We start from the raw sequence: 17,653 nt of genomic DNA, 5'->3' as shown, positions 1-17,653 counted from the left end.
TTTAGAGCCGCAGGGCGCACGCGCCCCAGGTCAGGCCGCCGCCCATGGCCTCCAGCAGCACCATGTCGCCCTTCTTGATGCGCCCGTCCTGGATCGCGGCGTCCAGCGCCAGCGGGATGGAGGCGGCAGAGGTGTTGGCGTGCGTGGCGACGGTGGAGATCACCTTGTTCTCGTCCAGACCTAAACGATCGCCGACGCCCTTGATGATGCGCTGATTGGCTTGGTGAGGCACGAACCAATCGACGTCCGAAATCTGGATGTTCGCCGCGGCGCAGGCGGCGGTGATTCCCTCGGCGATATTGACGACGGCATGGCGGAAGACCTGGTTTCCGGCCATGCGCAGATGCCCGACCGTCCCGGTCGTCGCCGGCCCGCCATCGACATAGAGAAGGTCGGTCTTGGAGCCATCGGCGCGCAGGGCGAAGCCCAGCATCCCCTGATCGTCGGACGTCCCCTGCCCCTCGCGCGGTTCCAGCACGACCGCGCCGGCGCCGTCTCCGAACAGGACGCAGGTGGTCCGGTCGGTCCAGTCCATCAGCCGGGTCATTTCTTCGGCCCCGATCACCAGGGCGCATTTCGACAGGCCGCGCGCCACGAAACCGTCGGCGACGCTGAGCGCATAGACGAAGCCCGAACAGACCGCCTGGACATCGAAGGCCACGCCCACGCCGGCGCCCAGCTTGCTCTGAACGATGGAGGCCACGGCCGGGAAGGTCATGTCCGGCGTGGTGGTGGCCACAATGATCAGATCGACGTCGGACGGCGTCTTGCCCGCGTCGGCCAGGGCCTTCCGGGCCGCCTCGACGGCCAGGTCGCTGGTCGGCTGATCGTCGCGCGCCTTGTGGCGCTGCTTGATGCCGGTGCGTTCCTGGATCCATTCGTCGGAGGTGTCGACGATCTTGGCCAGGTCGGCGTTGGTGACGATCTGCTCCGGCAGGAAGGAGCCGACGCCGGTGACGACGCTGCGGGTGACACTCACTGGACGGTTTCTCCCACGGGGGCGGCGGCCTTGGCGTGATCGAACACGGCGTCCAGCTTGCCCAGGTTGTCCCCCACCTTGCTCATATAGTCGCTGCGGGCCAGATCGACAGCGATGCGGATGGCGTTGCCGAACCCCTTGGCGTCCGCGCCGCCGTGGCTTTTCACCACGATGCCGTTCAGACCCAGCAAGGGGCCGCCATTGATGGCGCTGGGGTCGATCTTCTGACGCATCTTCTTCAGGGCCGGCATGGCGATGGCGGCGCCCAGCTTCGACTGCAGATTGGAGGTCAGGGCTTCTTTCAGCAGGGCCGAAATGTAGCGGGCGGTGCCTTCGGCGGTCTTCAGGGCGATGTTGCCGGTGAAGCCGTCGGTCACAACCACATCCACCGTGCCCTTGGCGATGTCGTCGCCCTCGACGAAGCCGTGATAGTTTAGGTCGAACGGACCGTCGCGCAGGATGGCGTGCGCTTCCTTGACCTGTTCATTGCCCTTCATGTCTTCGGAGCCGACGTTCAGCAGGCCGATGGTCGGGCGGGCGACGCCACGCACAGCCGCCTGGAAAGCCTCGCCCATGATGGCGAACTCGACCAGCTGTTCCGCGTCGCTGCCGATGTTGGCGCCCACATCGAGAACAGCCGTATGCCCCTTGAATGTCGGCCAGCTGGCGACGATGGCCGGCCGTTCCAGGCCCGGCGCGGACATCCGCAGGATCAGCTTGGCGATGGCCATCAGGGCGCCGGTGTTGCCGGCCGAGACCACGCCGCCCGCCTCGCCCGTCTTCACGGCCTCGATGGCGTTCCACAGGCTGGAGCCCTTGCCGCGCCGCATCGCCTGGGCCGGCTTCTCGTCCATGGCCACGACCTTTTCGGTGTGGCGGATGTCGATGATGTCGGCCGGTAGGTTGCAACGCGCCAGATGCGCCCGGATCTGGGTCTCGTCGCCATGCAGCAGGAACCGCACGCCCTCGCCGTCGTGGGCGGAGAGGTAGCTGCGGATGCCGGGAACGACGACGGATGGCCCGTGATCGCCGCCCATGGCGTCAAGCGAGATCGTAACTGGGGTGGGCAAATGGACCTCGTGTGGCCGCGTCGTCTTGTCGCGCGACGCTTCGGATTGGGCGCTGGACGATAGCGCCGACGCCGGGGGATGCAACCACCCGGCCCCTACGTCAACCTCGGCCGCGCCTCAGGCCGGATCTTGGCGATCCTTCAACGCCTTCAGGGCGGCGAAGGGCGAGATTTCCTTGGGTTCTTCCGGTTGCACGAACGCCGCGCCCGGTTTGCGAGGAAACGGATCAAGCGACAGCACCAGCTGTTCGACGGCGTACTGGCCCAGGTCGATCTTGCCGTCTTCGATCAGGTCGGCGCCTTCCTCGTCCAGCGTAATCTCGATCTCGTCGGTTTCCTCGGTCGCCGCCTCGGCCAGCTGGATCGAGAAGCGTCGGTCCACATCGACCGGCAGCGGCTCCAGAGTCAGACCGCAGGTCTGGACGGCGTGGGCGACGACCCGGCCCTTCATCGTCCATTCGCTGGTGGACGGCGTGGGCTTGATCTCAAGATCGACCACGAAATTCTCAAGTCCCTGCAGGTCCAGAGACCGGGCGATTCGTTTGCGCGTCTCGGCGTCCGGTTCCAGCCGACGGCTCAGACCGGCGCCGATCTGATTGATGCGAACCACGTCGCTGAAGGGGTGCGTCATGCTCATCTCGTTCAAACCTCGGCCCAGGCCGGCGTCGCCAGCACGGCCTTGAAATTCTGCTGGCCCAGCGCCGATCGACTGGCCAGGGCGTAGTTCGCCAGGGCGGCGGCGTGTTCAGCCTGCGGCTCGCTATAGACATTGCGGGCCATCGCTTCGGTAAGGGTCGCGACGTCCCCCGCCCTCAGCGGAGCCTCATAGGCGTTCATGCGGCCGTAGACCGCCTCGCCCAGTTTGCGCATCTTCTTGCCCACCGAGACGTCACCAACCCCCTCCTCGCGCAACGCATTGTCCAGCGCCGAGACATAGACGTCGAACACGGCTTGGGCCGCGTCGCGCCCTTGAACCGTGTCTTCATCGCGCAAACGCAGCACCAGCAGCAGCACATGCAGCGTATAGAGTTCGAATCGGGCGTCGATGCGGTCGGCGACGCCCATCTGCGTGTAAAAGACGGGATTTCGCGCCTGGGCCACGGCCTTGGCGTACAGGTCGTCGCCGATGCGCGGCCCGGATCGGGGTTTGAACAGGTTTTTCAGCATGGGTTCCAACGGCCCCTTTTCCGCCGTGCCGTTGAACTAGGACGCAGGTCCGTCTAGGTCAAAGACCTTGTTCTCTCGCAGGCGCCCGACCATGTCCCGTTTCGTTCCGCTTCTCGCCGCCGTTTCGCTGGCCGGTTTCAGCGCCGCCTGCGCGCCGGTCATCGGCTCCAACGGCTTCCAGGCCATCGACGCCAAGCCTCAGGACGTGGTGGCCGGGACGGACACCAAGGAAACGGTGCTGGCCAAGCTGGGCTCGCCCTCAACCACCTCGACGTTCGAACCGAACCAGGTCTGGTACTACATCAGCCAGACGACGGAGAAATACACCTACAACCTGCCCAAGGTCTCCAGCCGCACGGTGACCGAGATCACCTTCGCGCCCGGCGGCGATCAGGTGGCGGCGGTGCGGACCCTGGGCCTGGCAGACGGCGAGGATGTCGCCATGAATCGCAACGAGACGCCGACGCGCGGCCGTTCGCTGACGGTTCTGGAGCAACTGCTCGGCAACGTCGGGCGCGGCCAATTGCCCCGCACGGAAGACGATACGCCCGGCCAGCGCCGCCCCGACTAAGGCCGCCCGCGTCCAGACAAGCGAACGCCCCGGAGAGTGATCTCCGGGGCGTCGCCGTTTCGGAACGGTCCTAGCCGACCGATCCGCTGGCCAGCACCGCCAGCAGAAGCAGGGCGACGATGTTGGTGATCTTGATCATCGGGTTCACCGCCGGGCCGGACGTATCCTTGTAGGGATCGCCGACCGTGTCGCCGGTCACGGCCGCCTTGTGCGCTTCCGATCCCTTGCCGTGGACGACGCCGTTCTTGTCGGTGAAGCCTTCCTCGATCACCTTCTTGGCGTTGTCCCAGGCGCCGCCGCCCGAGGTCATCGAAATGGCCACGAACAGGCCGGTCACGATCACCCCCATCAGCATGGCGCCGAGGGCGGCGAAGGCATTGGCCCTGTCCGAAATGCCCAAGACCGCGACGAACAGGACGATTGGCGACAGCACCGGCAGCAGCGACGGCACGATCATCTCGCGGATCGCGGCCTTGGTCAGGATGTCGACCGCCCGACCGTATTCCGGCTTGACCTGATAGGTCATGATGCCGGGGTTCTCGCGGAACTGACGCCGAACTTCCGCGACCACCGATTCGGCCGCGCGCCCCACCGCCATCATTGACATGCCGCCGAACAGGAAGGGCAGCAGTCCTCCGAACAGCAGACCGACAACAACGTAAGGGTTGGTCAGGTCGAAGGCGACCGCCCCCATATCGGCGAAGAACGGATAGTCCGTCGGATTGGCGGAAAAATACTGCAGATCCGACGTATAGGCCGCGAACAGCACCAGGGCGCCTAGACCCGCAGAGCCAATGGCGTAGCCCTTGGTCACCGCCTTGGTGGTGTTGCCCACGGCATCCAGCGCATCGGTCGAATGGCGCACCTCGGCCGGAAGACCCGCCATCTCCGCGATGCCGCCGGCGTTGTCTGTGACAGGACCAAAGGCGTCCAGCGCCACGATCATCCCCGCAACGCCCAGCATGGTCGTTGTCGCAATGGCGATGCCGAACAGACCGGCCAGTTGGAAGCTGACAACGATGCCGACGATGATCGTCAGGGCCGGCAGGGCCGTGGCCTCCAGCGACACCGCCAGACCTTGGATGACATTGGTGCCGTGACCGGAGACCGAGGCGTTGGCCACCGACCGCACAGGCCGGAAGCCCGACCCGGTGTAGTATTCGGTCGCCACCACGATCGCCGCCGTCACCGCCAGGCCGACCATGCCGGACCAGAACAGGGCCATGGGCTGTATCTCCAACCCGCCGGCCGTAACGATAGGCCCTGTCACCATCTGGTTGATGACCCACCAGACCGCCCCGATGGACAGGACGCCTGTCACGATCAGACCCTGATATAGCGCGCCCATGATATTGCGGCCCTTGCCCAGCCGTACGAAGAAGCTGCCGACGATGGATGTGACCACACAGACGGCGCAGATCGCCAGCGGCAGGACCATCATCACATCGACATAGGGCTGGCCCCGGAAGAAGATGGCGGCCAGCACCATGGTCGCCACCGTCGTCACCGCATAGGTCTCGAACAGGTCGGCGGCCATGCCGGCGCAGTCGCCGACATTGTCACCGACATTGTCGGCGATGGTGGCGGCGTTGCGGGGATCGTCTTCCGGGATGCCCGCCTCGACCTTGCCCACCATGTCGCCGCCCACGTCGGCGCCCTTGGTGAAGATGCCGCCGCCCAGACGCGCGAAAATCGAGATCAGCGAGGCGCCGAAGCCCAGCGCCACCAGGCCGTCGATCACTTCGCGCCCGGTCGACGCCAACCCCAGATGCTGGGTCAGGACGATATAATAGCCCGACACCCCGATCAGGGCGCCCCCCGCCACGAACATGCCGGTGATGGCGCCCGAGCGGAACGCCAGGTCCAGCCCCTTGGCCAGACCTTCGGACGCAGCCTGGGCCGTGCGGACATTGGCGCGCACGGATATCAGCATCCCTGCATAACCGGCCGCCCCGGACAGGACGGCGCCGATCAGGAAGCCGACGGCGGCATAGACTCCGATCAGGAAATAGGCCGCGATCAGGATTACGACCCCGACCAGGCCGATGGTCAGATATTGCCGTTTCAGATAGGCCGAGGCGCCTTCCTGAATGGCGGCTGCGATCTCTCGCATCTTGTCGTCGCCAGTGCTCGCCTTCATCAGAACGGCGGTCTGAACGGCGCCGTAAAGCACCGCCAGAACGCCGGCCGCGAAGACCAGCGTGAGTGAGTTCGTCATTGGCGTTTCCATGCCCTTGCAAACAGGCGCGCAGGCCGTGGGCAGCGGTCGGGCGTTATCGCCTCTGTCCGCCTTCCGGTCCCCCCGCACGCGGCGAACGCGTCAGTGCGTTCTTTGGGATTTGCATATCAACGGTGTCACGGAGGGGAGTTCGATGCAATCGCGCCGGATGGCCGTGAGACCGACACTCTTCGGAACAACCTGAGACCGTTTCCACTTCGCGCAGATCGTGAGACCCTCCATGAGAACGAGGGTTTGCAAATGATCTTGAATGTCGCGTTTCTCGCCGCAGCCCTGATGGCTCAAGACCAGCCGGTGGCGTCCGCACCAGTTGCGGGCCAACCCGCAACTACGACGCAGGCAGCGCCTCAAAGGCCGCGTCGAATCTGTGAAACGCGCGCCCCTACCGGCCGTAGGCTGCAGCAACGCATTTGCTATACGCCTGAGCAGCATGCGGCGCTTGTCGCGGCGAAGCGCAAGGAAGCGGAAGACGTCGTCGCCGGCGGAAACACCTTGGATGAGGAGGCCAAGATTCTCGGCGGCATCTAACGCGGCGTCTGCATGCCCGTTCGGCGACGCGGGGTCTGGCTGACGACTTCCACACGCCGGATGGAACCGCGCCCCGAAATCGCAGCCGAGGCGGAAACCAGGGCGGCGGACAGGGCGCGTTCGTCGAGGCGAGTCCAGTCGCCGGGGACTGTGAAGGGCGTGCGATGGGCGGCGCGGACCAGGGCGTCGCGGAAGAAGGCTTCCTTGGGCTTGATCTGCTCCATGGTCTTGCCCGCGCCCAGTTCCAGTCGAAGCGCGACGAAGACGTAGTTTCGCAGCCGGCCGCCGTCGATGACCGGCAGGCCCAGCCCGGCGATGCTCAAGGACGCAGGCGCGGCGGGCGCGTCGCTGGAAGCGGAGGCGACGCGCGGCAGGCCGCCCGTGAGGGCAACGGTCCCGGCGGCGATCAGGGTTCTGCGATCCATGACCTTTGGTTAGCCGATGGGGGTTAGGATTCCCTTGCCGCCTCAGCCATGGGTCCAGCCGCGACGCGCCATTTCGATCGGACGGCCGTCATGGATAGCGGTCAGGCCGGCGCCGGACGTCACCTCCCCTATTCGCGTCAATCGAACCAGTCGCTTCTCAGCCTCGCGACGCAGGGCTTCCTCATGGCGGGGATGGGCGGTGAAGGCGATCTCATAGTCGTCGCCGCCGCTGGCCAGGTCTTCCAACGACAGTTGAGCATCGACGCGGTCATCGAACCACGCCTGGGCGGCGGCCGACAGCGGCAGGACGTTCAGGTTGAGGGTGACGCCGACGCCGCTGGCGCGCGCGATGTGGTCCAGGTCCGCCGCCAGACCGTCGGACACATCCACCGATGCGGTCGCGAACTCTCGGACCGCCGGCGCGAAGTCAAGGCGCGGCGTCGGGGTCCGATAGTGGTCGATCAGAGCAGCGAGGCGCACCTCGTCCAGCGACAGTTCGCCCCGCGCCGCCCTCAGACCCAGCAGACCATCGCCGATGGCGCCGGTGACGAAGACCAGATCCCCGACCTGGGCGCCCCGCCGCGACACCGCCGCGCCCGCCGACACCCAGCCCAGCGCGGTCAGGGAGAAGCTGGCCGGTCCCGGCGTCCTGACCGTGTCGCCGCCCAGCAGGGCCACGCCGAACCGGGTCTGATCCTCGGCCAGACCCGCCGCGAAGGCCTCACGCTCAGGCCAACCGCAGCGTTCGGACCAGAAGCAGGACAGCAGATAGCCGAACGGCTCCGCGCCCTTGGCCGCCAGGTCCGACAGGTTGACCCGCAGCAGCTTCCTGGCCACGGTATCCATCGGATCGTCGGGCAGGAAATGCACCCCCTCGACCATGGCGTCCTTGGTCAGGATCAGATCGTGGCCGGGCCGCGACGGCAGCACCGCCACATCGTCCGTCAGCCCCCTCGCCCACTCGGGATGGGCCAGGGGCCGCAGCAGCCTCTCGATCGTCTCGAACTCGCCCGCGACGTCGAGCGCCGGCATTATTTGCGCGTGTCTTTGGCCACGCCGTCCAGCGCGGCGTTGACGAAACGCGCCTCGGCGTCGTCGAAGAAGGCCTTGGCCAGTTCGACATATTCGTCGATCACGACCTCGCGCGGCGTCTCCGGGTGTTTCATCAGCTCCCAGGCGCCGGACCGCAGCAGGGCGCGCAGGGTGGCGTCGATCCGCTCCAGCTTCCAGTTGGAGGCCAGGCGCGCCTTGATGGCGGCGTCGATGTCGCGCTGGCTTTCAATCACGCCGCGCACGATGTCGGCGAAATAGGCCTCGTCGGCTTCGGCCAGGGCCTCGCCCTCTATGTCGGCGTCGAAGCGGAAGTTGGAGAATTCGGTGATCACCGTCTCCACGCCCTCGCCCGCCAGCTCCATCTGATACAGGGCCTGGACGGCGGCGAGGCGCGAGACGGTGCGGGCGCGACGCTGCTTGGACGTCAGATTGGGCTCGGCGCGCTGCCTTTCGGCTTCGGCGAGTTGTTCGAGGACGGCTTTTACGCTGTTCGGTTCGGTCATGCGCCGACGCCTACGCGCAATCGCTTCTTCAAGGCAATCAGTTCCAGACAGGCTTTCGCCGCTCCGCCCCCCTTATCCCCTTCCGAAAGCCGTGCCCGATACCAGGCCTGGTCCTCGTCCTCGGTCGTCAACACGCCGTTGCCGATGGCCAGACCCTTGACCCCCAGGGCCATGATCCCGGCCGCCGACTGATCCGACACGATCTCGAAATGGTAGGTCTCGCCCCGGATGACCGTGCCGAGCGCGACATAGCCGTCATAGCGGGGCGCGGTCGGGAAGCGTCCGGCCTCCTCGGCCATGGCGATGGCGGGCGGGATTTCCAGCGCGCCGGGCACGGTGACCACGTCGAAGTCGGCGCCGCGCGCCTTCAGCGTCTCCTGGGCGCCCTCCAGCAGGGCGTCGGCCAGGTCGTCATAGAACCGGGCCTCGACGATCAGAATACGGGGGGCTTCGCTCACGCCTTTGTCTCTCCATCCATGTCGCGCCAGCCGACGATTCGCAGGCCGTAGCCTTCCAGCGCGGTCGGTTCGGGTCGCGTAGAACTCATCACGATCATGTCCTTGACGCCCAGGTCCAGCAGGATCTGTGCCCCGACGCCGTAAGCCCGCAGCGACCGATCCACCGCCGCCGGCCGGTCCGCCCCCGCCAGCCGCTCGGCCAGAGACGTCAGCGACGGGTCGCGCAGGAAGACGACCACGCCGGGGCCGTCATGGTCGGTGATCTGGCGCAGGGCGCTGGGCACATAGTCCTGACGCGCCTCCACATGCCCTAGCAGGTCGCAGGCGAAATCGACCTGATGCATCCGCACCAGGGTCGGCTTGGACGGGTCGATCCGGCCGTGGACCAGGGCGACATGCTCGGCGTCCTCGATGGTGTTCCTGTAGAGGATCAGGCGGAACGGGCCGCCGTGCACGCTGTCGAACGGGGTGTCCATGATGCGCTCGACGAACCGTTCGGTGCGGCGACGATAGGCGATCAGGTCGGCGATGGTGCCGATCTTGAGACCATGACGTTGGGCGAAGGCGATCAGGTCGGGCATCCGCGCCATTTCCCCGTCGTCCTTGATGATCTCGCAGATCACACCGGCGGGGGTCAGGCCGGCCATGCGGCTGATGTCCACGGCCGCCTCGGTGTGTCCGGCGCGGACCAGAACGCCGCCATCGCGCGCCACCAGGGGGAAGATGTGGCCGGGTGAGACGATGTCGTCCATGCCCTTGGACGCATCGGTCGCCACATGGATGGTGCGCGAGCGGTCGGCGGCGGAGATGCCGGTCGTGACGCCCTCCTTGGCCTCGATGGAGACGGTGAAGGCCGTCTTCATGCTCTCGCGATTGTCGGCGGCCATCGGCGGAAGGCGCAGTTGCTGGGCCCGCTCGGCGGTCAGGGCCAGGCACACTAGTCCGCGCGCCTGGCGGATCATGAAGTTGATCTGATCCGGCGTGGCGAACTGGGCGGGGATGATGATGTCCCCTTCGTTCTCGCGGTCTTCGGCGTCCACCAGTATGTAAGGACGGCCGTTGCGGGCGTCCTCCAGGATGTCCTCGATCGGACTGATCGGGCTGTCGTTCACATTGGCGGCCGGGACTTGCATCATGCCGTCTCCTGCCACCGCGCGAGGTAACGCGCCAGCATGTCGATCTCTAGATTGACTGGATCGCCGACTTTCAGCCCCCCCAGGGTCGTCACCGTCCAGGTGTGGGGGATGATGTTCAGCCAGAAGACCTGCCCCTCGACCGCGTTCACGGTCAGGGATACGCCATCGACGGTGATCGACCCCTTGGCGGCGATATAGCGATGCAGGGGCGACGGCGCCTCGACCGCGATCCGGTGCGATCCGCCCTCCGGCGTGATGGAGACGACACGCCCCAGGCCGTCGACGTGGCCCGAAACCACATGGCCGCCCATCTCGTCGCCCAGTTTCGCCGCCCGTTCAAGGTTGACGCTGTCCCCGGCGGCCCAGGAGCCAAGCGTCGTCTTGGACAGGGTTTCGTTCGACACTTCGACGGCGAACCAGCCGGCGCCCTTCTCCGTCACCGTCAGGCAGCAGCCCGCATGGCTGATGGAGGCCCCCAGGTCGATGCCGGCGGTGTCCCAGGCCGTCTCGATCTCATAGCGCCGGTCGCGATCCGTCGCGAGGACGTCGCGAACGCGGCCGATGTCGGTGACGATGCCGGTGAACATTTGGACGCTGGCCCCTTTCGGACCTGAAAAACACAGTCTGAATAGTCTCAATCGTCTGAAATCGACGTCAGAGACGGACGTAGCGTTCCCACAGATCGTCGCCGACGGGCTCGACGCCCAGGCGACGGAACTTGGGGGCGTCTGACAGCTTTGCAAGAGCCAGGGCGGCCACGCAGGGCCGCCCCTCTCCCCCCAGCAGTATGGCGGCTCGGAACCATTCCAGCGCATCGACGGCGCCGGCGCGCAGGAAGGACGCCGCGACCTGGCCGCCGCCCTCGATCAGAACCGAGGTCGCGCCCGCGTCTTTCAGGGCCTTCAAAACGGCGGGGACGGCCGGACGGCCGTCTTCCGCTTCGACCCGCCGCACCGTGGTCGATCCAATGGCCTGGGGCTGGGCGGCGGTCAGGATCAGTGTGTTGTCGCCGGCCAGCTTCGCTGTCGCTGGCGTCCGCAGTCGGCTGTCCAGCACGACCCGCAGCGGTTGGTCCACGCTCCGGCCCGGCAGGCGGGCGGTCAGTTCGGGGTCGTCGTGCAGCACTGTCTCGACGCCGACAAGAATGGCGTCGTGGGCCGCGCGCAGTCTGTGGCCCTCCAGTCGCGCCGCCTCGCCGGTGATCCACTGGCTCTCGCCCGAGGCCGTGGCGATCCGCCCGTCCAAGGAGGTCGCCAGTTTCAGCGTGACCCGCATCAGACCTTGCCGGTCGGCTCGTCCAGGCCCTCGTCGCCCAGGAATTTGGCGAAGTCGCCGGTGTGGCGGAAGTCCTTGTAGACCGAGGCGTAGCGGACATAGGCGACCTCATCCACGCCCTTCAGCGCCTTCATGATGAAGTCGCCGACGGTGCTGGACGGGATTTCGGTTTCGCCCAGGCTCTCCAACTGGCGCACGATCCGGTTGACCATCTGCTCGACCTGATCGGCCTGGACAGGGCGTTTACGCAGGGCCACGCCCAGCGACCGTTCCAGCTTGTCGCGTTCGAACGGCGTGCGCCGGCCGTTGCGCTTCAGAATGACCAGTTCGCGCAACTGCACCCGTTCGAAGGTGGTGAAGCGCCCGTTGCAGTTGGGGCAGGACCGGCGGCGGCGAATCGCCGAGCCGTCGTCCGACGGTCGGCTATCCTTGACCTGCGTATCCTGATGACCGCAAAAAGGGCACTTCATCAGCGATTTACCCGTAGATCGGGAAGCGGTGCGTCAACTCTCGCACCTGGGCCGCGACGCCCGCAACTACAGCCGGATCGGCCTCGTCGCCGCCGTTCATCGAGGAGACGACGTCGGCGATCCAGTGACCGATCTGTTTGAACTCGTCCTCGCCGAAGCCGCGCGTGGTGCCGGCCGGGGTGCCCAGGCGGACGCCCGAGGTGACGGTGAAGGGCGCGGTGTCGAACGGCACGCCGTTCTTGTTGCAGGTCATCAGCGCTTTTTCGAGTTCGTGCTCGGTCGCCTTGCCGGTCACGCCCTTGGGCCGCAGATCGACCAGGGCCAGGTGGCTGTCGGTGCCGCCCGAGACAATGGCCAGGCCGCGCTCGATCAGCACGCCGGACAGGGCCTGGGCGTTCTTGACGACCTGTTGGGCATAGAGCTTGAACTCCGGCTTCAGCGCCTCGCCGAAGGCCACGGCCTTGCCGGCGATGACGTGTTCCAGCGGGCCGCCTTGCAGGCCGGGGAAGACGGCCGAATTGATCTTCTTGCCCAGGTCCGCGTCGTTGGACAGGATCATGCCGCCGCGCGGGCCGCGCAGGGTCTTGTGCGTGGTGGTGGTGACGACATGGGCGTGCGGGATCGGGTCGGGATAGGCGCCGCCCGCGACCAAACCGGCATAGTGGGCCATGTCCACCATCAGATAGGCGCCCACGCTGTCGGCGATCTCGCGGAAGCGTTTGAAGTCGATATGACGGCTATAGGCCGAGGCGCCGGCCAGGATCAGCTTGGGCTTCTCGCGCTCGGCCATTTCGGCCACGTGGTCGTAGTCGATCAGGTGGGTGTCCTCGCGCACCTTGTAGGTGACGGGGCGGAACCACTTGCCCGACTGATTGGCCGGCGAACCGTGCGTCAGGTGTCCGCCGCAGGCCAGATCCATGCCCAGGAAGGTGTCGCCGGGTTGCAGCAGGGTGAAGAAGACCGCCTGGTTGGCCTGGGCGCCCGAGTGGGGCTGGACATTGGCGAAGGCCGCGCCGAACAGTTTCTTCGCCCGCTCGCGCGCCAGATCCTCGGTGACGTCGACGAACTCGCAGCCGCCGTAATAACGGCGACCGGGATAGCCTTCCGCGTATTTGTTGGTCAGGACAGAGCCTTGCGCGTCCAGCACCGCCTGGGAGACGATGTTCTCGGAAGCGATCAATTCGATCTGTTCGCGCTGGCGGCCCAGTTCGCCCTGGATGCCCTTGAAGACGTCCGGGTCGGCGTCAGCGAGCGTCTTGGTGAAATAGGCGTCGTGAGTGAAGGCCGTCACGCTGAAATCCCCGCAAATCAGAAGCTGGCCTATCTATCCCCAGCCGCGCGCGACCACAACATCTTGTGGCGCGGCGTTCAATGAATGGCCTGCGCCCGCTAGACTGTCGAAGTCTGTGGCGCCCGCCACTCGCGCCGAAGCGCGCCATAGACCACCATGTCGCACAGCCCCTTGTGGGTCGTCTCGTGCTCCCTCAGACAGCCCTCCCGCACTAGGCCGAGGCTTTCGGCCAGAGCGATGGACGCGACATTCTCGGCGTCGATTTCCGCATAGACCCGTCGGCGGCCCTCACGCTCGAAAAGATAGGAAATCAGGGCAGTCATACACTCCTTGGCCGCCCCACGACCCTGATGGTCGATGACCGTGACATAGCCGACTTCGAACACGCCCTCGTCTCGACCGGGAAAGGCGACGTATCGACCGGCGACGGCCCCTGTGGTTCGATCCACGGCGATCCAGCTGCGGCCTGGCCATGTCGGATCGGTCAGCCAGTCCGCCAGTTCCGCCTCGCTGCCGAACGCGCCGCGCGACATGTAGAGACACTGGGCGTCGTCGGATAGGGTGGGAAACAGCGCCGTTGCGTCCTGGCGAACCAGCTTCCGCATTTCGAAACGGGGTGTGTCGAGGGTGGGCGTATCAAGCATCGTCGTATCCCAAGCAGCGAGCGTGACACGGTCTACCTCGCCAAGGCGCGTCGCAACTTGGCGATCGCCACCCGTTCGACGGACTTCGGCTCGTTCACCGGGCCCATGGCGCTGACCTCGCGGCCGGTGGCGACGTGGATGGCCGAGCATTTGACGTAGGGGCCGTTGCGCGTGAACTCGACGATGACATCGCCGAGGTCGTCGCCGATCGTCATGCGGCGACGGGTCGGCGCGCCACGTTGCAGTGGGCGAACAGCTTGTCCATCGCCTGGACCAGATGGTCCATCATCGCGTCGGTGTGGTTCGGCGAGGGCGTGAAGCGCAGGCGCTCGGTCCCCTTGGGCACGGTCGGATAGTTGATCGGCTGAACATAGACGCCGTACTCGTCCAGCAGCATGTCCGAGATCATCTTGCAGTGAACCGGATCGCCGACGTGCACGGGCACGATGTGGCTCTCGCTGTCCATCACAGGAATGCCGGCGGCGGCGAAGCGGGCCTTGAGCGTCGCGGCGCGTTCCTGATGTTTTTCACGCAGTTCCGGGTGGCTCTTCAGGTGACGCACCGAGGCCAGCGCCCCCGCCGTCAGGGCGGGCGGCAGGCTGGTGGTGAAGATGAAGCCCGAGGCCCAGCTGCGAACCGCATCTACGATCACGGCGTCGGCGGCGATATAGCCGCCCATCACGCCGATGGCCTTGCCCAGGGTGCATTCGATGATGTCGATCTGGTCCAGCACGCCGTCGCGTTCGGCCACGCCCGCGCCGGTCGCGCCATACAGGCCCACGGCATGGACCTCGTCCAGATAGGTCATCGCGCCGTATTTCCGGGCCAGGGCGAGGGTGCCGGCCAGGTCGGCGATGTCGCCGTCCATTGAATAGACGCTCTCGAAGGCGATCAGCTTGGGCGCCTCGGCGGGCGCGGCGGCCAGCAGGCTCTCCAGATGCGCCAAGTCGTTGTGCGTGAACACATGACGCTCGCCCCCGCCATGACGGATGCCGGCGATCATGGAGGCGTGGTTCAGCGAGTCGGAAAAGACGATCAGGCCCGGCAGGATCTTCTGAAGCGTCGACAGCGTCGCCTCATTGCCCACATAGCCCGAGGTGAACAGCAGCGCCGCCTCCTTCTGGTGCCAGTCGGCCAGCTCGGCCTCCAGGTCGACCGCCGATCGGGTCGTGCCGGAAATGTTGCGGGTGCCGCCGGCGCCGGCGCCCACGGCGTCGATCTCTTCGTGCATGGCCGACAGAACCGCGTCGTGCTGGCCCATGCCGAGGTAGTCGTTGGAGCACCAGATAACGACGTCCTGTTCGGACCCGTCCTCACGGCGACGCACGGCGAGCGGGAACTGACCGCGCACGCGCTTGAGATCGGCGAAGACGCGATAGCGTCCTTCGCTGCGAACCTGCTCCACGGAGCGGCTGAAGGCGGCCTTGTAATCGAACAACGCGGGGGTCTTTCGCTTATGGCGACGGCTGAGCGTTTTCTGCTCTCCCCGCGCCGCCTTGTCCATGTCCGCGACATGGACAAAACGACCCAAACCGTTAATTGATAACGGTTCTCACTAATCTGAACGGATCAGCCCGGCTTGCGGAAGCGATAGACGAACTGGTCGGTCCTGCCCCGAATCTTCTCGTCGAAGACATTCAGGCTGTGATCGTCGGCCGGGTTGGCGACGGCTGTGCTTTCGCCTTCATAGACGAAGCCGGCCGCCTGGACCTCGCGCTTCAGATAGTCGCCCTCGATCCGGTGCAGGGTCTGGACCGCCGAGATGCCGGTCCCCGGCGCCGCCTGGTGGTCGATCAGGATGTAGCGGCCGCCCGGCTTCAGCGCGGCGAAGGCGGCGGCGTTCATCCGGGCGACGTCGGTGTTGAAACCGGGGATGTGGAAGTCGTGGTACTCCTGGCTCATGAAGATCATGTCCAGCGGCTCGGCGAAGGTCATGGAGTCCAACAGGCCGTTGACCCGCGTCACGTTCGGATAGGCGGCGGCCAGGGCGTCGGCGCCCGCGTTTTCGCGCGCCATCGTCCGCTCGGGCACGAAGGCGTAGACGCGGCCGGTCGGGCCGACGACGTCGGAGAAGAGGCGGGTGAAATAGCCGGCGCCTGGTCGGATGTCGGCGACCTTGTCGCCGGGCGCCACCTGGGCGAAGGCCAGCATCTCGGCCGGATGACGCAGCGCATCGCGCGCCACCTCTTCGGCGGGACGCCTGGGGTCGGCGACGGTCTCGGCGTACAGATCGGCATAGCCTGCCGGTTCGGCGTCAGCCGCTGCCTGATCTGCCCTCAAGGCGTAATCCGAAGCCGATCTGACGACCGTGCGCTCCCCACCGTCCGAGTCGATGATGATACAGCCGGATAGGCCCGCCGCCAAAGCCAAGGCCGTTGCGCCCGCCGCCAATTTCCAGATCATCGCCGTCTCCCTTGATTGTCGCGATAGGCCCGCATTTCACCGATCCGCGCAAGCGGCGATCACGACCGAAACGATCCGACGCATCTCGCGATTTGCGCCGTTCGCCCTGCGGCGCTAGTCCCACGCCAGATTTCGCAAGGTCACGCCATGCTTCCGTATCAGCTCGCCCCCTTCCCGCTCGCCCGGCCGCGTCGCCTGCGCGCCAGCCCATGGGTGCGCCGCCTGGTCGCCGAAACCACCCTGACGCCGGCCGATCTGATCTGGCCGCTGATCGTCCATGACGGGGCCGATGATCGTGTTCCGGTCGCCTCCATGCCCGGCGTGTTCCGCCTGTCGCCAAAGGCCGCCGCCGCCGTCGCCGTCGAAGCCCGCGACCTGGGCATTCCGATGATCGCCCTGTTCCCGAACGTAGACGGCGCCATCAAGGATGCGGTGGGAACCGGCGCGACCGACCCCGACGGCCTGATCCCCGATTGCATCAGGGCGATCAAGGATGCGGCGCCCGAGATCGGCGTCATGACCGACGTGGCGCTGGACTGCTACACCGACCACGGCCACGACGGGGTGATGGAGGGCGAGCGGATCGTCAACGACGCCTCGCTGGACCGTCTGGCCGAACAGGCCTTCATCCACGCCCACGCCGGAGCCGACGTCGTGGCGCCCTCCGACATGATGGACGGGCGCATCCAGGCGGTACGCGAGGCGCTGGAGGCCAATGGATTTCAGGACACGCTGATCCTGTCCTACGCGGCCAAGTTCGCCTCGGCCTTCTATGGTCCCTACCGCGACGCCGTGGGGTCGTCCGCCATGCTGAAGGGCGACAAGAAGACCTATCAGATGGACTACGCCAACTCCGACGAGGCGCTGAAGGAGGTGGCCATGGACTTGTCGGAAGGCGCCGATGCGGTGATGGTCAAGCCGGGGATGCCCTATCTGGACATCGTGCGCCGGGTGTCCGAGACCTTCCGCGTACCCACCTTCGCCTATCAAGTGTCGGGCGAGTATGCGATGATGCAGGCCTCCATCGCCAATGGCTGGCTGGATCAGGACCGCGCGATCCTCGAGACGCTGCACGGGTTCAAGCGCGCGGGCTGCGCGGGCGTCCTGACCTATTTCGCACCCCAGGCCGCGCGGCTGCTGGGCTGATGGGAGTAGAGATCCGGCCGATCACGGATGCCGAGTGGCCGGGCCTTTGGCCGATCATCAAGGCCGTCACCCGCGCAGGCGAGACCTATACCTATCCATTGGACATGGACGAGGCGCAGGCGCGCGACATGTGGACGCCGCGCGCGCCGGGCGGAACCTTGGTGGCGGTCGAAGACGGTCGGGTGCTGGGCGCCGCCAAGATCGTCCCGAACCAGCAGGGAAACGGCGCCCACGTCGCCAACGGCAGCTTCATGGTCGCGCGCCAGGCGCGCGGACGCGGCGTGGCCCGCGCCCTG

The 17,653-nt window shown here is 66.4% G+C and carries 22 protein-coding genes; 4 read left to right on the top strand and 18 right to left on the bottom strand.

From position 1 onward, the window contains the following. Position 1: 1 nt before the first annotated feature. The 4 genes from RTU05_RS00110 to RTU05_RS00095 all read right to left on the bottom strand — a co-directional run bounded on the left by RTU05_RS00110 (position 2) and on the right by RTU05_RS00095 (position 3,215). Entirely contained in the window at positions 2-979 is a 978-nt protein-coding gene (locus RTU05_RS00110; RefSeq protein WP_312594658.1) for a beta-ketoacyl-ACP synthase III, read from the bottom strand. Continuing rightward, entirely contained in the window at positions 976-2,049 is a 1,074-nt protein-coding gene (gene plsX, locus RTU05_RS00105; RefSeq protein WP_312594657.1) for a phosphate acyltransferase PlsX, read from the bottom strand. Before plsX ends, RTU05_RS00110 begins: the two co-directional genes overlap by 4 nt. A 117-nt stretch (positions 2,050-2,166) precedes the next feature. Beyond that, entirely contained in the window at positions 2,167-2,679 is a 513-nt protein-coding gene (locus tag RTU05_RS00100) for a DUF177 domain-containing protein (RefSeq protein WP_312594655.1), read from the bottom strand. 11 nt (positions 2,680-2,690) lie between these two features. Continuing rightward, the gene (locus tag RTU05_RS00095) at positions 2,691-3,215 is read right to left on the bottom strand and encodes a ubiquinol-cytochrome C chaperone family protein (protein WP_312594653.1); all 525 of its coding nucleotides are present in this window, start codon (positions 3,213-3,215) and stop codon (positions 2,691-2,693) included. A gap of 91 nt (positions 3,216-3,306) precedes the next feature. On the opposite strand from RTU05_RS00095, the gene RTU05_RS00090 reads away from it, so the two are divergent. After that, complete coding sequence (locus RTU05_RS00090) at positions 3,307-3,786, top strand: outer membrane protein assembly factor BamE (protein WP_312594651.1); 480 nt, start codon at positions 3,307-3,309, stop codon at positions 3,784-3,786. 70 nt (positions 3,787-3,856) lie between these two features. Here the strand turns inward: RTU05_RS00090 and RTU05_RS00085 are convergent, their stop codons facing one another. Further along, positions 3,857-6,004 carry a sodium-translocating pyrophosphatase gene (locus RTU05_RS00085; protein ID WP_312594649.1) on the bottom strand — a complete coding sequence of 716 codons (2,148 nt, stop codon included), beginning with the start codon at positions 6,002-6,004 and terminating at the stop codon, positions 3,857-3,859. A gap of 261 nt (positions 6,005-6,265) precedes the next feature. On the opposite strand from RTU05_RS00085, the gene RTU05_RS00080 reads away from it, so the two are divergent. Next, a complete protein-coding gene (locus tag RTU05_RS00080) occupies positions 6,266-6,553 on the top strand; it encodes a hypothetical protein (RefSeq protein ID WP_312594647.1) in 288 nt (95 codons plus the stop codon). Here the strand turns inward: RTU05_RS00080 and RTU05_RS00075 are convergent. The 13 genes from RTU05_RS00075 to RTU05_RS00015 form a co-directional block, all read right to left on the bottom strand. Next, the gene (locus RTU05_RS00075; protein WP_312594645.1) at positions 6,550-6,978 is read right to left on the bottom strand and encodes a hypothetical protein; all 429 of its coding nucleotides are present in this window, start codon (positions 6,976-6,978) and stop codon (positions 6,550-6,552) included. The two genes, RTU05_RS00080 and RTU05_RS00075, sit on opposite strands and share 4 nt — an antisense overlap. A gap of 42 nt (positions 6,979-7,020) precedes the next feature. Further along, positions 7,021-8,010: a thiamine-phosphate kinase gene (gene thiL / locus RTU05_RS00070; RefSeq protein ID WP_312594643.1), complete on the bottom strand. Its 990-nt coding sequence runs from the start codon at positions 8,008-8,010 to the stop codon at positions 7,021-7,023. Next, entirely contained in the window at positions 8,010-8,534 is a 525-nt protein-coding gene (gene nusB, locus RTU05_RS00065; RefSeq protein ID WP_292021298.1) for a transcription antitermination factor NusB, read from the bottom strand. Before nusB ends, thiL begins: the two co-directional genes overlap by 1 nt. Continuing rightward, on the bottom strand, positions 8,531-8,992 hold the full coding sequence (gene ribH, locus RTU05_RS00060) for a 6,7-dimethyl-8-ribityllumazine synthase (protein WP_312594641.1): 462 nt from the start codon (positions 8,990-8,992) through the stop codon (positions 8,531-8,533). Before ribH ends, nusB begins: the two co-directional genes overlap by 4 nt. Beyond that, positions 8,989-10,128, bottom strand: a complete 1,140-nt coding sequence (gene ribB / locus RTU05_RS00055) for a 3,4-dihydroxy-2-butanone-4-phosphate synthase (RefSeq protein ID WP_312594639.1) — start codon at positions 10,126-10,128, stop codon at positions 8,989-8,991. The genes ribH and ribB overlap by 4 nt, the downstream gene beginning before the upstream one ends. Further along, a complete protein-coding gene (locus RTU05_RS00050; RefSeq protein ID WP_312594637.1) occupies positions 10,125-10,715 on the bottom strand; it encodes a riboflavin synthase in 591 nt (196 codons plus the stop codon). The genes ribB and RTU05_RS00050 overlap by 4 nt, the downstream gene beginning before the upstream one ends. A 67-nt stretch (positions 10,716-10,782) precedes the next feature. Beyond that, a complete protein-coding gene (locus RTU05_RS00045; RefSeq protein WP_312594636.1) occupies positions 10,783-11,403 on the bottom strand; it encodes a RibD family protein in 621 nt (206 codons plus the stop codon). After that, positions 11,403-11,873 carry a transcriptional regulator NrdR gene (nrdR, locus tag RTU05_RS00040; RefSeq protein WP_248116548.1) on the bottom strand — a complete coding sequence of 157 codons (471 nt, stop codon included), beginning with the start codon at positions 11,871-11,873 and terminating at the stop codon, positions 11,403-11,405. Before nrdR ends, RTU05_RS00045 begins: the two co-directional genes overlap by 1 nt. 7 nt (positions 11,874-11,880) lie before the next feature. Then, positions 11,881-13,164 (bottom strand): serine hydroxymethyltransferase, encoded by a 1,284-nt coding sequence (gene glyA, locus RTU05_RS00035; protein ID WP_312594635.1) that lies wholly within the window; start codon positions 13,162-13,164, stop codon positions 11,881-11,883. Positions 13,165-13,262: 98 nt separating this feature from the next. Beyond that, complete coding sequence (locus RTU05_RS00030; RefSeq protein WP_312594634.1) at positions 13,263-13,808, bottom strand: GNAT family protein; 546 nt, start codon at positions 13,806-13,808, stop codon at positions 13,263-13,265. 32 nt (positions 13,809-13,840) lie between these two features. Beyond that, positions 13,841-14,023: a DUF6898 family protein gene (locus RTU05_RS00025; RefSeq protein WP_312594633.1), complete on the bottom strand. Its 183-nt coding sequence runs from the start codon at positions 14,021-14,023 to the stop codon at positions 13,841-13,843. Further along, on the bottom strand, positions 14,020-15,246 hold the full coding sequence (gene hemA / locus RTU05_RS00020) for a 5-aminolevulinate synthase (RefSeq protein WP_312594632.1): 1,227 nt from the start codon (positions 15,244-15,246) through the stop codon (positions 14,020-14,022). Before hemA ends, RTU05_RS00025 begins: the two co-directional genes overlap by 4 nt. Positions 15,247-15,377: 131 nt before the next feature. Beyond that, a complete protein-coding gene (locus RTU05_RS00015; protein ID WP_312594631.1) occupies positions 15,378-16,211 on the bottom strand; it encodes a hypothetical protein in 834 nt (277 codons plus the stop codon). A 147-nt stretch (positions 16,212-16,358) separates the two neighbouring features. On the opposite strand from RTU05_RS00015, the gene hemB reads away from it, so the two are divergent. Together hemB and RTU05_RS00005 are read left to right on the top strand one after the other, a co-directional pair. Next, positions 16,359-17,357 (top strand): porphobilinogen synthase, encoded by a 999-nt coding sequence (gene hemB / locus RTU05_RS00010; protein ID WP_312594630.1) that lies wholly within the window; start codon positions 16,359-16,361, stop codon positions 17,355-17,357. After that, positions 17,357-17,653, top strand: a 297-nt coding sequence (locus RTU05_RS00005; protein ID WP_312594629.1) for a GNAT family N-acetyltransferase, incomplete at its 3' end; no start/stop codon positions are given. The genes hemB and RTU05_RS00005, both read left to right, overlap by 1 nt.

The organism is Brevundimonas sp., from assembly GCF_032017145.1.
In the GTDB taxonomy this organism is placed as follows: domain Bacteria; phylum Pseudomonadota; class Alphaproteobacteria; order Caulobacterales; family Caulobacteraceae; genus Brevundimonas.
The sequence above is the reverse complement of the archived record's forward strand: the minus strand, read 5'-3'. Positions and strand labels throughout refer to the sequence as shown.

Excerpts from the sequence above, each read along its gene's own strand:
- RTU05_RS00100 (WP_312594655.1), bottom strand. The coding sequence starts at position 2,679 with ATGACGCACCCCTTCAGCGACGTGGTTCGCATCAATCAGATCGGCGCC.
- RTU05_RS00095 (WP_312594653.1), bottom strand. The coding sequence starts at position 3,215 with ATGCTGAAAAACCTGTTCAAACCCCGATCCGGGCCGCGCATCGGCGAC.
- RTU05_RS00090 (WP_312594651.1), top strand. The coding sequence starts at position 3,307 with ATGTCCCGTTTCGTTCCGCTTCTCGCCGCCGTTTCGCTGGCCGGTTTC.
- RTU05_RS00085 (WP_312594649.1), bottom strand. The coding sequence starts at position 6,004 with ATGACGAACTCACTCACGCTGGTCTTCGCGGCCGGCGTTCTGGCGGTG.
- RTU05_RS00080 (WP_312594647.1), top strand. The coding sequence starts at position 6,266 with ATGATCTTGAATGTCGCGTTTCTCGCCGCAGCCCTGATGGCTCAAGAC.
- RTU05_RS00075 (WP_312594645.1), bottom strand. The coding sequence starts at position 6,978 with ATGGATCGCAGAACCCTGATCGCCGCCGGGACCGTTGCCCTCACGGGC.
- thiL (WP_312594643.1), bottom strand. The coding sequence starts at position 8,010 with ATGCCGGCGCTCGACGTCGCGGGCGAGTTCGAGACGATCGAGAGGCTG.
- nusB (WP_292021298.1), bottom strand. The coding sequence starts at position 8,534 with ATGACCGAACCGAACAGCGTAAAAGCCGTCCTCGAACAACTCGCCGAA.
- ribB (WP_312594639.1), bottom strand. The coding sequence starts at position 10,128 with ATGATGCAAGTCCCGGCCGCCAATGTGAACGACAGCCCGATCAGTCCG.
- RTU05_RS00050 (WP_312594637.1), bottom strand. The coding sequence starts at position 10,715 with ATGTTCACCGGCATCGTCACCGACATCGGCCGCGTTCGCGACGTCCTC.
- RTU05_RS00045 (WP_312594636.1), bottom strand. The coding sequence starts at position 11,403 with ATGCGGGTCACGCTGAAACTGGCGACCTCCTTGGACGGGCGGATCGCC.
- nrdR (WP_248116548.1), bottom strand. The coding sequence starts at position 11,873 with ATGAAGTGCCCTTTTTGCGGTCATCAGGATACGCAGGTCAAGGATAGC.
- RTU05_RS00030 (WP_312594634.1), bottom strand. The coding sequence starts at position 13,808 with ATGCTTGATACGCCCACCCTCGACACACCCCGTTTCGAAATGCGGAAG.
- RTU05_RS00025 (WP_312594633.1), bottom strand. The coding sequence starts at position 14,023 with ATGACGATCGGCGACGACCTCGGCGATGTCATCGTCGAGTTCACGCGC.
- RTU05_RS00015 (WP_312594631.1), bottom strand. The coding sequence starts at position 16,211 with ATGATCTGGAAATTGGCGGCGGGCGCAACGGCCTTGGCTTTGGCGGCG.
- hemB (WP_312594630.1), top strand. The coding sequence starts at position 16,359 with ATGCTTCCGTATCAGCTCGCCCCCTTCCCGCTCGCCCGGCCGCGTCGC.